The organism is Saccharopolyspora gloriosae (assembly GCF_022828475.1).
In the GTDB taxonomy this organism is placed as follows: Bacteria; Actinomycetota; Actinomycetes; order Mycobacteriales; family Pseudonocardiaceae; genus Saccharopolyspora_C; species Saccharopolyspora_C gloriosae_A.
Genome location: NZ_CP059557.1, coordinates 1,845,644 through 1,860,939, shown reverse-complemented (window position 1 = coordinate 1,860,939; position 15,296 = coordinate 1,845,644). Strand labels below are relative to the sequence as shown.

The 15,296-nt window shown below is 73.7% G+C and carries 1 protein-coding gene and 1 pseudogene; both read right to left on the bottom strand.

Translation table 11 applies throughout. The features are described 5' to 3' along the window. Window positions 1–24: 24 nt before the first annotated feature. A complete protein-coding gene (locus tag H2Q94_RS07965) occupies window positions 25–6,465 on the bottom strand; it encodes an SDR family NAD(P)-dependent oxidoreductase (protein ID WP_243795604.1) in 6,441 nt (2,146 codons plus the stop codon). Window positions 6,466–6,476: 11 nt separating this feature from the next. After that, window positions 6,477–15,251 (bottom strand): annotated as a pseudogene (locus tag H2Q94_RS30625) (type I polyketide synthase); the annotation flags it as partial. Window positions 15,252–15,296: the final 45 nt, after the last annotated feature.

Sequence of the window (15,296 nt, the reverse complement as noted above, 5' to 3'; positions counted from 1 at the left end):
TGCGCGAACCATTGCGAAAGACTCCTAAGTAGTGCGCCTGCCGAGTTCGTTGTCGATGAAGGTGAGCAGGTCGTCGGCGGTGGCGTCCTGAATGCGGTCACCCACGGCGGGCTCGCCGGTGGCCTCGTGGGCCGTGCCGTAGCGATCCAGCAGGCCGCGCAGCCGCCCGGTGAGCTCGTCGCGGACCTCGGCGGAGGTGTCCTCAGCTGCGAGGGCGTGTTCGACGCGGTCCAGCTCGGCGAGCAGCGCCGCACCGTCCGGGCCGTCCGAGCCGCCGAAGTCCTCAGCCAGCAGCCGGGCCACGGCCAGCGGCGTCGGGTGGTCGAAGATCAGCGTGGAGGGCAGCCGGACGCCCGTCGCCGCTGTCAGCCGGTTGCGCAGCTCGACGGCGGTGAGCGAGTCGAAGCCGATCTGGCGGAACTCGCGTTCCGCACCGATCGCGTCGGCCGAGCCGTGGCCGAGCACCGTCGCGGAGGCGTCCCGGACCAGCCGCACCAGCGTCTGCTCGCGTTCCGCACCACCCATCCCGGCGAGCCGGTCGGCCACTCCCGCCTGGTCTTCGACCGCACCGGCTCCGGCGGTGCGCCGCGAGGAGCGGAGCAGGCCGCGCAGCATCGCGGGCACCTCGGTCTGCGCACGGCCGGCTCCGGAAGCCATGCCCAGCGGCACCACGAGAGGTTCGTCGGCGCCGATCGCGGTGTCGAACAGGGCGAGCCCGCGGGCGATCGGCAGTGGCGGCATCCCGTTGTCGCCGATGCGGCGCAGGTCCCGGTCGTCGAGTCCGGCGGTCATGCCGACGCCCTGCTCCCACGCTCCCCACACCAGCGACACCGCGGGCAGGCCGCGAGATCGGCGATGCCGGGCGAGGGCGTCGAGGAACACGTTGCCCGCCGCGTAGTTGGCCTGCCCGGCGCTGCCCAGCACCCCGGACACCGAGGAGTACACGGCGAACGCGGCCAGGTCCAGCTCGGCGGTGAGTTCGTGCAGGTTCCAGGCACCGTCCACTTTGGGCCGCAGCACGGCGTCCAGCCGTTCCGGGGTGAGGGAGCCGACGACACCGTCGTCGAGGATGCCCGCGGTGTGCACCACGGCGGTCAGCGGACGGGCCAGATCCGCCAACAACGCGCGGGCGGCCTCCCGGTCGGCGACGTCGCAGGTCGCGATGGCGACTTCGGCGCCGTGCGCGGTGAGTTCGGCGCGCAGTTCGGCCGCACCGGGCGCGTCCGGGCCGCGTCGGCTCGCGAGCAGCAGGTGCCGGGTGCGGCCGTCGGCGACCAGGTGGCGGGCGAGTTCGGCGCCGAGCCCGCCGGTGCCGCCGGTGATGAGCACCGTGCCGTCCGGGTCCCACTGCCGGGGCATCGTCAGGACGATCTTGCCGATGTGCCGGGCGAGGCTCATGTGCCGGAACGCCTCCGGTGCCCGCCGCACGTCCCAGGACCGCACCGGCAACGGGCGCAGCGCCTCCGCCGCGAACAGCTCGGTCAGCTCTCCCAGCATCCGCTGGATTCGATCCGGGGCGACCAGGCCGAGGTCGAACGAGTGGTAATCGACGTCCGGCACGTCCGCGCGCACGTCGGTCTTGCCCATCTCGATGAACCGGCCGCCGCTGGGCAGCAGCCGCAGCGAGGCGTCGACGAACTCACCGGACAGCGCGTTGAGCACCACGTCGACGCCACCGGCGACCGCCGCGAACTCCCGCTCGAAGCCGGTGTCGCGGGAGGAGGCGATGTGGTCCTCGGCCACCCCGAGCGAGCGCAACGTGTCCTGCTTGCCTTCGCTCGCGGTCGCGAACACTTCGGCGCCCAGGTGCCGGGCGAGCTGGATCGCGGCCATGCCGACGCCGCCCGCGCCGGCGTGCACGAGCACCTTCTCGCCGGGTCGCACTCCGGCCAGGTCGACCAGGCCGTGGTAGGCGGTGAGGAACACCAGCGGCACCGAGGCCGCCGTCTCCCAGGACCAGCCTTCCGGTACCAGGGTGAGGAACCGCTCGTCGATCGTCCCTTGTGGACCGAATCCGCCGAACAGCATGCCCATCACCCGATCGCCGGGCCGCAGCTCGGTCGCGTCCGGTCCGGTCTCGACGACCACCCCGGCGGCCTCCGAGCCGAACGGACCGGACTCCCCAGGGTACATGCCGAGCGCGTTGAGCACGTCGCGGAAGTTCACCCCGGCGGCCTCGATCCGCACCCGCACGTCCCGGCCGGTCAGCGGCTCGGCGGCCTGCGGGAACGGGGCCAAGGTGAGTTCGTCCAGGCTGCCCTTGCGCAGGCTGTCGAGGTGCCACGGTCCGCCCGCCGGCGGCACCAGGGACTCGGCGGTGGCCAGCTGCGCCAGCCGTGCCACGCGCAGCGCGCCGTCGCGCACGACGGCCTGGGGTTCGTCCTGGCCGGGCAGGCTCGGGACGAGTGCCAGCGCATCGGCCGGGTCGGTGTCGTCGAGGTCGAGCAGCAGGAACCGGCCGGGGTGCTCGGATTGCGCGGAACGCACCAGTCCCCACGCGGAGTTCGCCGCCAAGTCGTCAGTGCCGTCGCGGGTGACGAACACCAGTTGTGACGCGGCGAAACGGTCCTCGGCGACCCATCGCTGCACAAGCTCCAGCACCCGCCGGTTCAGGTCGCGCACGGCGCCGGGAACGTCGTCGGCGGCACCGGTCAGCGGGACGGCCACGAACTCGGGCACCGGCTCGGGCAGTTCGTCGAGCGAATCCGCGACCGCGCCGACGCCGAGGCCGAACGGGTCCGGTCCCAGCACCGCCCAGTCGCGCTCGGCGGGTTCGGCCTGGTTCGGCACCCAGTCGACGTGGAACAGCGAGTTCAGCTCGTCCCGTGCGGCGGCCGGAGCGGGTCGGGCCTCGGCCAGCACGAGGGAATCCACCGACAGCACCGGAATGCCCTGCGGATCGGCGGCGACCAGCTCGACGGAGTCCTTGCCGTTCCTGGTGATCCGCACCCGCAGCGCCGAAGCGCCGGACGCGTGCAGCGAGGCGCCGCTCCAGGAGAACGGCAACAGCCCACGCCCGTCGCCTTCGGAGACCGCGAACACCGTCGCGTGCAGCACCGAGTCCAGCAGGGCGGGGTGCAGTCCGTAGGACTCGGCGTCCCGAACCTGTTGCGGCAAAAGGACTTCCGCGAAGTACTCGCCCTCTCGCCGCCACACCGCTCGCAGCCCTCGGAAGGCCGGGCCGTAGGTGAGTCCGGTGGCGGCGTAGTCGTCGTACAGGTCGGTGATGTCCACTTCGGACGATCCGGCGGGCGGCCAGGCAGTGGCGTCGAAATCGAGCACGCGTTCGGGTTCCACCAGCGTGCCCGCCGCGTGCTGCGTCCAGGGCGCGGCCGGTTCCTCTGCGCGCCCCGCACCGCGCTGTTCGGGACGGGAGTACAGGCGCAGTTCGCGGCGCCCGGAGTCGTCGGCGGCCGCGACGTGCAGCTGCACCTGCACTGCGCCGTGTTCGGGCAGCACCAGCGGCGCGGCCAGCGTCAGGTCCTCCACTTGGTCGCAGCCGACCTGGTCGGCGGCGCGCACGGCCAGTTCGAGGAATCCGGTGCCGGGGAAGAACACCTGTCCGCTGACCACGTGATCGGCCAGCCACGGGTGCGTGGCCACCGACAACCTGCCGGTGAACAGCACCCCGGCGCCGTCGGCGAGTTCCGCCGAGGCGCCCAGCAGCGGGTGTTCGGCTCCGGCGAGCCCGAGCCCGGTCGCGTCCCCTGCCTGCTGCGCGGTCTCCGGCCAGAACCGTTCATGCTGGAAGGCGTAGGTGGGCAGGTCGATGCGGCGGGCGGCGGTGGCGGCGAACAACGCCGTCCAATCGACCTTGATCCCGGCGGTGTGCAGCCGGGTGAGCGCGGTGACGACGGCCGTGCGGTCGTCCCGGTCGCGACGCAGCATCGGGATCACCGGAGCGTCGGGCTCCAGCGATTCCTGCGCCATCGAGCACAGCGCGCTGTCCGGGCCGAGTTCCAGGAACACCGTGGCGCCGTCGGCGGCCAGTGCGCGCACGCCGTCGGCGAACCGCACCGATTCGCGCACGTGGCGGACCCAGTACTCCGGCGAGGCGAGTTCCTCGGCGGTGGCGAGCCGCCCGGTCAGGTTCGACACCACCGGAAGCTGCGGCCTGCCGAACGACAATCCCCGCACCACCGCACGGAATTCGTTGAGCATCGGGTCCATCAGCGGCGAGTGGAACGCGTGGCTGACGGTGAGCCGGGTGGTCTTGCGGCCCTGCTCGGCCAGCTGACGGGCGATCTCGTCGACCTCGGCCTCGACTCCGGAGATGACCAGTGAACCGGGGGCGTTCACGGCCGCCACCGCGACCTGCTCGGTCAGCAGCGGCGTGATCTCGGCTTCGGTGGCGCGCACCGCGGCCATCGCCCCGCCTTCGGGCAGCGCCTGCATCAGACGGCCCCTGGCGGCGACGAGCGCGGCCGCGTCCGGCAGCGAGAACACCCCGGCGACGTGCGCCGCGGTGATCTCGCCGATCGAGTGGCCTGCGACGAATCCGGTTGTCACGCCCCAGGATTCGAGCAGCCGGTACAGCGCGACCTCGATCGCGAACAGCGCGGGCTGGGTGTGGCCGGTCTGGTTCAGCAATGCCGCTTCGGGGCTGCCGGGCTCCGCGAACAGCAGCTCGCGCAGCGGGCGATCCAGGTGCGGGTCCAGTTCGGCGAGCACCGCGTCGAGCGCCTCGGCGAACGCCGGGAACTCCGCTGCGAGCTCGCGGCCCGCACCGGCACGCTGCGCGCCTTGCCCGGAGAACAGCACGCCGAGCTTCGCGGCCCGCTCCACGGTGTGGCGCACCAGTCCCGGCGCGACGCCGTCGGCGAGCCAGCCCGCCAGCCCGTCGCGCAGGCCGCGCCGGTCGGTGCCGACGACGGCGAGCCGGTGCTCAAAAGCAGCCCGGGAAGTGGCCAGCGAGAACGCCACGTCGTCCGGTCGGGCGTCGGGATCGGCGTCGACGCGGGCGAGCAGTTCAACGACCTGGTCGCGCAGGGCCTGCTCGGTGCGGCCGGTGAGGATCCACGGCACCGCACCGGATTCCGGCCCGCGCTCGGCTGCCGCCTCGTCGGGTGCCTGTTCGAGGATGGTGTGCGCGTTGGTGCCGCTCACGCCGAACGAGGACACCGCCGCGCGGCGCGGCCTGCCCGTGTCGGGCCACCGCTCGGTGTCCGCCAGCAGCGACACCGCACCCGAGGACCAGTCCACGTGCGAGGACGGCGGGTCGCAGTGCAGGCTGCGCGGCAGCACGCCGTGCCGCATGGCCAGCACCATCTTGATCACTCCGGCGACCCCGGCGGCGGCCTGGGTGTGGCCGAGGTTGGACTTGATCGAGCCCAGCCGCAGCGGCTCCTCCCGGTCCTTGCCGTAGGTCGCCAGCAGGCTGCTCGCCTCGATCGGGTCGCCCAGCGAAGTCCCGGTGCCGTGCGCCTCCACCACGTCGATGTCCGAAGTGGACAGGTCGGCGGCGGACAGTGCCTGCCGGATCACCCGTTGCTGCGCGCGCCCGCTGGGCGCGGTGAACCCGTTGGAGGCGCCGTCGGAGTTCACCGCCGAACCACGCACCACCGCGAGCACCGGATGCCCGTTGCGCCGCGCGTCGGACAGCCGTTCCAGCACGAGCATCCCGACGCCCTCGGACCAGCCGGTGCCGTCGGCGGCGTCGGAGAACGGCTTGCACCGCCCGTCGGTGGCCAGTCCGCCCTGCCTGCTGAACTCCAGCAGCGAACCGGGCGTGCACATGACGTTGACGCCACCGGCCAACGCCAGCGAGCACTCCCCCGCGCGCAGCGCGTGCGCCGCCTGGTGCAGCGCCACCAGCGAGGACGAGCACGCCGTGTCCACGGTGACCGCAGGTCCTTCCAGACCCAGCTCGTAGGACAGCCGCCCCGAGGTGGCACTGGCCGCGATGCCGGTGCCCACGTTGCCGTCCGCGTCGGACAGCGAACGCACCAGCAGGTAGGCGTAGTCCTGGCCGTTGGTGCCGACGAACACGCCGGTGCGGCTGCCGCGCAACCCGGTGGCGTCGATCCCGGCGCGTTCGATCGCCTCCCAGGACACCTCCAGCAGCAGCCGCTGCTGCGGGTCCATCGACATCGCCTCGCGCGGCGAGATCCCGAAGAAACCGGGGTCGAATTCCGCGATCCCGTCGAGGAATCCGCCGCGCCTGCTCACGGAGTTGCCGCGTTCGTCGACCCCCGCGTCCCGCAGAGCGCCCAGGTCCCAGCCCCGGTCGGTGGGGAACTCACCGATCACGTCCCCACCGGCGGCGACCAGATCCCACAGGTCCTCCGGTGACGCGACCTTGCCGGGGAACCGGCAGCCCATGGAGACGATCGCCACCGGCTCGCAGCGCTGCTCGGTGAGCCGCTGGTTCTGCTTGCGCAGCCGCTCCGCTTCCTTCATCGACGCGCGAAGCGCCTTCTCGACCTGCGCCTGCCGGTCCGCCGGGTCACGATCCCCAGAGGTCATCATCAACTCCGTCAGTCGGTCTCGACGTCGGTGGGGCTCGCGGCGCCGTCCAGCGCCGCCTGCACCAGGTCGTCCAGTGCCATGTCGTCGATCGAGTCGTCGTCGCCGCCCGAGTCGTGCTGCTGCTCGGTGAGGCTCAACAGCGAATCGAGCACGCCCGAGTCCCGCAGCCGGGTCAGCGGCACGGTGGCCAGCAGCCGCCGGATGCGCGCGTCCTCGTCGTCCCCGGCGTCCCCGTCGCCCTCGCCGATGCCGAGTTCGGCGAGCAGGTGCTCGGCGAGGTCGGCCGGCGTCGGGTGGTCGAACACGAGCGTCGCTCCCAGGCTCAGCCCGCTCGCGGTGCCGAGCCGGTTGCGCAGCTCCACGGCGGCCAGCGAGTCGAACCCGAGATCGCGGAACGCCCGCTCGGGGCCGACGGCGTCGACTCCGGCGTGGCCGAGGATCTCGGCGCTGTGCTCCCGCACCAGGTCCAGCAGCACGTCCCGCCGTCGTGCCGGGGGCAGCTCGGCGAGTTCGTCCCGCAACGACCCGGTGGTGACCGGAGCCGCGACGGTCTCGGTGCGGCCGGGGAGTTCGCGCAGCAGCGGGCTGGGCCGGGCGGCGGTGAAGGCCGGGGCGAACCGGTCGCTCACCGCGGCGACCAGCGGTGCCGGTTCGTCCCCCGCGGCGAGTGCGCTGAACGCCCGCAGCGCCAGGTCGGGACGCATGGCGTCCACGCCTCCGCGCTGGGCGCCGGGTCCGGCGTCCTGCCCGGCGGCCATGCCCTCGCCGCCCCACGCGCCCCAGGCGATGGAGGTCGCGGGCAGGCCGTGGGCGTGGCGTTGCTCGGCGAGTGCGTCGAGCACCGCGTTCGCCGCCGCGTAGTTGGCCTGACCGGCGTTGCCCACCGCGGCCGAGGCCGAGGAGAACAGCACGAACGCAGCAGGCTCGTGTTCGCGGGTGAGTTCGTCGAGCAGCAGCGCGGCCGTCACCTTGGTGCGCAGCACGGCGGTGAACCGGTCGGGGGTGAGCCCGTCGAGCACGCCGTCGTCGAGCACGCCCGCCGCGTGCACCACACCGGTCAGCGGGTGCTCGGCGGGGATGTCGGCGAGCACCGCTTCGAGCGCCGCGCGGTCGGCGACGTCGCAGGCCTCGATCGCCGTGCCGGCACCGAGTTCGGCGAGGTCGTCGCGCAGTTCCTTGGCGCCGGGCGCGTCGATTCCGCTGCGGCTGAGCAGCACCAGGTGCCGCGCGCCGGTTTCGGCGAGACGGCGCGCTACCTGCGCGCCCAGGGCGCCGGTGCCACCGGTGATCAGCACCGTGCCGGTCGGTTCCCACTGCTTCGCGGGCCGTTCCGGCGCGGGCAGCAGCCGCCGTCCGAACGCGGCACCGGAACGCACCGCGACCTGGTCCTCGCCGTCGTGTCCGGCGAGCACGGCGCCGAACCGGGTGGTCACCGCCTCGTCGAGCTCGGCGGGCAGGTCGATCAGGCCGCCCCAGCGGGCCGGGTATTCGAGCGCGGCGACCCGGCCGAGTCCCCACACACCCGCCTGCGCGGGGTTGGCGGGCGCCTCGGAGCCACCGGTGGCGACGGCACCGCAGGTGACCGTCCACAGTGGTGCGTCGATTCCCGCGTCACCGAGCGCTTGCAACAGGGTCGCGGTCAGTCCCGGCCCGTCGGGCACGGTGTTGCCGGTGTCGGTGGTCGCGAGCAGTGAGACGACACCGGTGACCACGTGTCCCCGCAACCGCTCGGCCCAGCCGGCCCGGTCCGCTCCCGCGAGCTCGACGCGGGTCACGTCGCCGAGCGAGTCGAGCAGTTCGTCCGACCACCGACCGCCGCCTTCGGGCAGCACGGCGAGCCAGGTTCCCGACGGCCGCGCGGAAACCCCGGTGAGCGGCTTCCAGCCGAAGCGGTGCCGCCAGGAGTCCACAGTGGCCTGGTCCTGGTGCTGCCTGCGCCAGCCGGACAGCGCGGGCAGCACCTCCGACAGGGCCTCGCCGGGCACGTTCAACGTGTCGGCCAGCGAGTCGAAGTCGGCGTCCGCCACGGCGTTCCAGAACTCCTCGTCCCGTGCCGCCGCGACGCCCGCCGCGGGCGCCTCGGGTTCCGGCCAGAACCGGTCGTGCTGGAACGCGTAGGTCGGCAGGTCGATCCGGCGGGCACCGGTGCCGTCGAAGAAGTCCGCCCAGCGCGGCGACTTCCCGGTGACGTGCAGCCGGGCGACGGCCGTGACGAGCGCGTCCGCCTCGGCGCGGTCCTTGCGTTGCGCTGGAACGACTTCCGCGTCGTTCAGCGTGCCCGTGACCAGCGCGGACAGCACCGCGTCCGGGCCGATTTCGCAGTACGTCCGGACGCCCCGGCCGTCGAGGGTGCGCACCCCGTCGGCGAACCGCACGGCGTGGCGCACGTGATCCACCCAGTAGGCGGGGTCGCACAGCTGCTCGGCGGTGGCGAGCTCGCCGGTCAGGTTGGACACGACGGGGATCGCCGGGGCGTCGTAGTCGACGTCCCTGGCGATGCGGCCGAAGTCCTCCAGCATGGCGTCCATCAGGGGTGAGTGAAACGCATGGCTGACCCGCAAACGCCTAGTCTTGCGGCCGTCCGCCGCGAACCGGTCCGCGACGTCCCGCACGCCGTCCTCGTCACCGGCGAGCACCACGGAGTCCGGGCCGTTGATGGCGGCGAGCGAGACGCGGTCGGTCAGCAGCGGCGTGACCTCGTTCTCGGTGGCCTGCACCGAGATCATCGCGCCGCCCGAGGGCAGTGCCTGCATCAGGCTCGCCCGTGCCGCGACGAGCTTCACCGCGTCCGGCAGCGAGAACACGCCCGCCACGTGCGCGGCGGCGAGCTCGCCGATGGAGTGCCCGGTGAGGAAGTCCGGCCGCACGCCCCAGGATTCCACGAGGCGGAACAGCGCGACTTCGAAGGCGAACAGCGCGGGCTGGGTGCAACCGGTCTCGTCGAGCAGCGCCGCTTCGGGCGTGCCCGGTTCGGCGAACATGACCTCCCGCAGCGGCCGGTCCAGTTCGAGGTCGAAGTGCGCCAGCACCTCGTCCAGAGCGGTCGCGAACACCGGGAACCGGGCGTGCAGCTCCCGGCCCATCCCGGCGCGCTGGCTGCCCTGCCCGGAGAACAGCAGTGCCAGCTTGCCCGGCTTCGCCGCGGTACCCCGCACCAGGTTGCCCACTCCCCCGCCGTCGGCGAGCGCGGTGAGCCCGGCGAGCAGCTCGGCGCGGTCCGCGGCGAGCACCGCGGCCCGGTGCTCGAAATGCGAGCGAGTGGTGGCCAGCGAGAACGCCAGGTCGGTAAGGTCGGCGTCGGTGTCGGCGAGGCGTTTCGCCTGTGCCCGCAACGCTTCCGGCGTGCGGCCGGAGAGCACCACGGGCAGCGCGGACACCGGTTCGGACGGCTCCGGGCCGCGTTCGACGGCGGGAGCCTGTTCGAGTACCACGTGCGCGTTGGTGCCGCTGGCGCCGAACGACGACACGGCCGCACGGCGCGGGCGGCCGGTGCCGGGCCACTCCGTCGTTTCGGTGAGCAGTTCCACCGCTCCCGCCGACCAGTCGACGTGCGTGGACGGCCGGTCCACGTGCAGCGTTCGCGGCAGCGTGCCGTGCCGCATCGCCAGCACCGTCTTGATCACCCCGGCGACGCCGGAGGCGGACTGGCTGTGGCCGATGTTGGACTTCACCGACCCCAGCAGCAGCGGGTGCTCCCGCTCCCGCCCGTAGGTCGCCAGCAGCGCCTGCGCCTCGATCGGGTCGCCCAGCGAGGTCCCGGTGCCGTGCGCCTCCACGGCGTCCACATCGGAGGCTTCGAGCCCTGATCCGGCCAGTGCCTTGCGGATCACCCGTTGCTGGGAGAGCCCGTTCGGCGCGGTGAGGCCGTTGGAGGCGCCGTCGGAGTTCACCGCCGAGCCGCGCAGCACCGCGAGCACGTCGTGCCCGTTGCGCTGCGCGTCGGAGAGCCGTTCCACCACGAGCATGCCGACGCCCTCGGACCAGCCGGTGCCGTCGGCGGCCTCGGCGAACGCGCGGCAACGCCCGTCCGGCGACAACGCGCCCATCTCGCCGAATTCGACGAAGCCCACCGGCGTGGACATCACCGTCACACCGCCCGCGAGCGCCACCGAGCACTCCCCGGACCGCAGCGCCTGCACCGCCTGGTGCAGCGCCACCAGCGAAGACGAGCACGCCGTGTCCACGGTGACCGCAGGCCCTTCCAGGCCGAGGGTGTAGGCGAGGCGGCCGGAGATGAGGCTCGCGGACTGCGCGGTCTGCGCGTGCCCGACCTGCCCGGCAGGCGGCCGGTAGTCGCCGGTTCCACCGCCGACGAACACGCCCGCGTCGGTGCCGCGCAGCTCGGCCGGGTCGATGCCGGCGCGTTCCCACGCCTCCCAGGCCGCTTCGAGCACGATGCGTTGCTGCGGGTCCATCACCATCGCCTCGCGCGGCGAGATGCCGAAGAAGCCGGGGTCGAAATCGGCGACGTCGTAGAGGAAGCCGCCTTCCTTCGTGGCCATCGTCGAGAGGTCCCAGCCCCGGTCGGTGGGCGCGGCGCCGATGGCGTCGGTCTCGTTGATCAGCAGTCGCCACAGGTCTTCCGGCGAGCGGACGCCGCCGGGGTAGCGGCAGCTCATGCCGACGATGGCGATCGGGTCGTCCACGTCGCCCGCCCGCGTCGGCGCGTCCGCGACGGCGGCGGTGCCGGTGAGCTCGGCGAGCAGGTGCGCGGCGAGCGCGTTCGGCGTGGGGTGGTCGAACACGAGCGTCGCGGGCAGCGTCCGGCCGGTCGCGGCGCTGAGCGCGTTGCGCAGGTCCACGGCGGTCAGCGAGTCGAACCCGAGGTCGCGGAACGCGAGGTCGGCCTCGACCGCCTCGGCGTCGCCGTAGCCGAGCACGTCGGCGGCGGCGGAGCGCACGACGTCGAGGACGTGTTCGGCGCGATCCCCTTCCCGCAGCGCGAGCAGTTCGTCGCGCAGCGAGGAGGTGCCGGTGGTCTCGTTGTCCTGCACCGCCGCAGGAATCTCGTCGAACAGCGCGCTGGCCCGGGTCGAGGTGACCGCCGGGGCGAACTTCTCCCAACGCACGTCGGCGATGACCAGCGAGATCTCCGTGCCGCCGAGGGCGTGGCCGAGCGCGGTGACGGCCAGGTCCGGGGCGAGCGCGGGCAGGCCGTTGACGCGGCGGTGCGCCGCGCCCGAGTCCTCAGTGGACTCCCATGCGCTCCAGGCGACGACCAGCGCGGGCAATCCCCGCGCGCGCCACCGCGTCGCGAGCGCCTCCAGGCGGGCGCCGTCGGCGGCGACGTCCTCCTGCCCGCGCACACCCCAGGTCGTGGCGATCGAGGACATCAGCGCGAACACGTCCAGGCCCCGGTTGGCCAGCAGCGCGGCCAGGTTCTCCGCGTGCTCGACCGGCCCGGTGTGGATCACGGCGGTGATCGGCACGTCCGCGAGCGCCGTGGCCAGTGCGTCGCGGTCCGCGAGGTCGCAGCCCAGGACCGTCGCGTCCGGGTCCTCGGTGGTGCGGATCAGGTGCTCGGCGCCGTTGGCGGCGAGCCAGCGGCAGATCCGGTCGGCGGGTTCGCCGCCACCGGTGACCAGCACCGTGCCGCGCGGGCGCCACGGATCACCGGTCGCCGGTGCGGGCACCAGCCTGCGCCCGTAGGCGCCGGAGGCGCGGATCGCGACCTGGTCCTCGGTCCCGGCGAGCACTCCGGCCAGCCGGTCGGCGGCACGCGGATCGACCGCTTCGGGCAGGTCGACCAGGCCGCCCCAGCTCTGCGGGTGGTCCAGGGCGGTGACTCGGCCCCGGCCCCACAACGGGGCGGCCTCGGCGTCCGGGATCTCCGCACGGCCGACGGCCACGGCACCCCGGGTGAGGCTCCACAGCGGTGCGGTCACGCCCGCTTCGGCCAGGGTGCGCAGCAGCGCCTCCGGGTCGGTGCCGGGCAGTGCCACGGCCGCCGCGTAGCGGTCGCCGAGTTCGTCGAGGTCGTCGCCGACCTCCACGACGTCGGCGCCGGGCAGCGCCGCGAGCACGGCCGCGTTCCAGTCGGTGCCGCGCTCCCCCGCCGGGGCAAGCACCAGCCACGGGCCGGTCGCCCGGGCGGTACCGATCGGCTTCCAGGTGATCGTGTGGCGCCATCCGTCCACAACGGACTGGTCGCGGCGGTCGCGGCGCCACGCCGAGAGCGCGGCCAGCGCGGCGCCGTCGAGGTCCAAGGCGCCCGACAGCGATTCCAGGTCCTCCCGCTCGACGGCGTCCCAGAACTCGGTGTCCACCGGGTCTCCGGCGGCGGCCCGCTTCGACGGCTCCGGCCAGAACCGCTCCCGCTGGAACGGGTAGGTCGGCAGCTCGACGCGCCGGGCCTCGGTGCCGGCGAAGTACGCCTCCCAGTCGATCGGCGTGCCGTGGACGTGCAGCCTGGCCAGCGCGGTCGTGAGCGCGACTTCCTCGCCCCGGTCCTTGCGCAGCGCGGCCACCACCGGCTCGCCGGTGAGCACCTGCTGCGCCATGGCGGCGAGCACTCCGTCCGGGCCGAGTTCCACGTACCGGCTCACTCCGGCGTCGCGCAGGGCGCGCACGCCGTCGGCGAACCGGACCGGGCGGCGCACGTGGCGCACCCAGTACTCCGGCGAGCAGAGCTCCGCCGCGTCGGCGACCGCGCCGGTCAGGTTCGACACGACGGGGATCGTCGGCGGGTGGTAGGTGAGCTCGGCGGCGACGCGGTAGAAGTCGTCGAGCATCGGGTCCATCAGCGGCGAGTGGAACGCGTGGCTCACCGCCAGCTCGCGGACCTTGCGGCCCTGTTCGGCGAAGTGCTCGCCGATGCGGCGCGCGGCGCCGGCGGCGCCGGAGACGACGACGGCCTCCGGGCCGTTGATGGCGGCGATCGCCACCTCGCCCGTCAGCTCCGCGAGGACCTCGTCCTCGGTGGCCTGCACCGAGATCATCGCCCCGCCTTCGGGCAGCGCCTGCATCAGGCCCGCTCGCGCGGCCACCAGCTTCGCCGCGTCGGGCAGCGACAGGACTCCGGCGACGTGCGCGGCGGCGACCTCGCCGATGGAGTGGCCCGCGACGTGATCCGGTACCACGCCCCAGGATTCGACGAGGCGGAACAGCGCGACCTCGATCGCGAACAGCGCGGGCTGGGTGCAAACGGTCTGGTCCAGCAGGGCGGCTTCGGCGCTGCCCGCTTCGGCGAACAGGACCTCGCGCAGCGGGCGGTCCAGTTCGAGGTCCAGGTGAGCCAGCACCTCGTCCAGCGCCGCCGCGAACACCGGGAACCGGTCGTAGAGCTCGCGGCCCATCTCGGCGCGCTGGCTGCCCTGCCCGGAGAACAGGAATGCGGTGCGACCGCCCTGCTCGGTGCCCCTGGCTACCTCGGTCGTCCCGTCCGGACCGGCCAGCAGCACGGCTCGGTGACGCAGTGCGGCACGACCGGTGGCCAGCGAATACCCGACATCCACAATGGACTCGTCGGCGGCGGTGGCGAGTCGCTGGAGCTGCTCGTCCAGCGCGGCCTTCGAACGGGCGGACACCGGCCACGGCACCACCCGCGGGCGCACTCGCGGCGCCGGGCGTTCGGCGCCGAGCGCCGGAGCCTGCTCGAGGATCACGTGCGCGTTGGTGCCGCTGACGCCGAACGCGGACACCCCGGCCCGCAGCGGGCGTCCCGGCTCCGGCCACCGCTGCGCCTCGGCGAGCAGTTCCACTCCGCCGGAACTCCAGTCGACGTGCGTGGTGGCGGTGTCGGCGTGCAGCGTCTTCGGCAGCAGCCCGTGGCGCATCGCCAGCAGCATCTTCACCACCCCGGCGACACCGGCGGCGGCCTGGGTGTGGCCCAGGTTCGACTTGATCGCCCCGAGCCGCAGCGGTTCCCGCCGGTCGCGGCCGTAGGTGGCCAGCAGCGCACCGGCTTCGATCGGGTCGCCGAGGGTGGTGCCGGTGCCGTGCGCCTCGACGGCGTCCACGTCGGCGGTGGTCAGCCCGGCGTCGGCGAGCGCCTGGCGGATCACCCGCTGCTGCGACGGTCCGTTCGGCGCGGTGAGCCCGTTGGAGGCGCCGTCCTGGTTGACCGCGCCGCCGCGCACCACGCCCCACACTTCGTGGCCGTGGCGCACCGCGTCGGAAAGCCGTTCCAGCACGAGGATTCCGACGCCCTCGGCCCAGGCCGTGCCGTCGGCGTCGGCCGAGAACGCCTTGCAGCGCCCATCGGGGGCCAGCCCGCTCTGGGTGCTGAACTCGACGAACGAGTCCGGCCCGGACATCACCGACACGCCACCGGCCAGCGCCAGCGAGCACTCGCCGGAGCGCAGCGCGCCCGCCGCCCAGTGCAGCGCGACCAGCGAGGACGAGCAGGCGGTGTCGACCGTGACGGCGGGGCCTTCGAGCCCGAGGGTGTAGGAGAGCCTGCCGGACATGACGCTGGCGGTGTTGCCGGTGGCGACGTGGCCCGCCACGTCGGCGGCCGCGTCGCGCAGCAGCTGCGGGTAGTCCTGGCCGTTGGTGCCGACGAACACGCCCGTGTCGCTGCCCCGCAGCCGGTCGGGGTTGATCCCGGCGCGCTCCAGGGATTCCCAGGTGGTCTCCAGCAGCAGCCGCTGCTGCGGGTCCATCGCCAGCGCCTCGCGCGGCGAGATCCCGAAGAACGGCGCGTCGAAATCGGCCACGCCGTCCAGGAATCCGCCGTCGCGAGTGGCCGAGTCACCGGCGGCGAGCGCGTCGAGGTCCCAGCCTCGATCCGTGGGGAACGCGCTGATCGCGTCGGTGCCGTCGGCCAGCAGCGCCCACAGGTCCTCCGGTGAGCGGACGCCGCCGGGGAACCGGCAGCCGATGCCGAC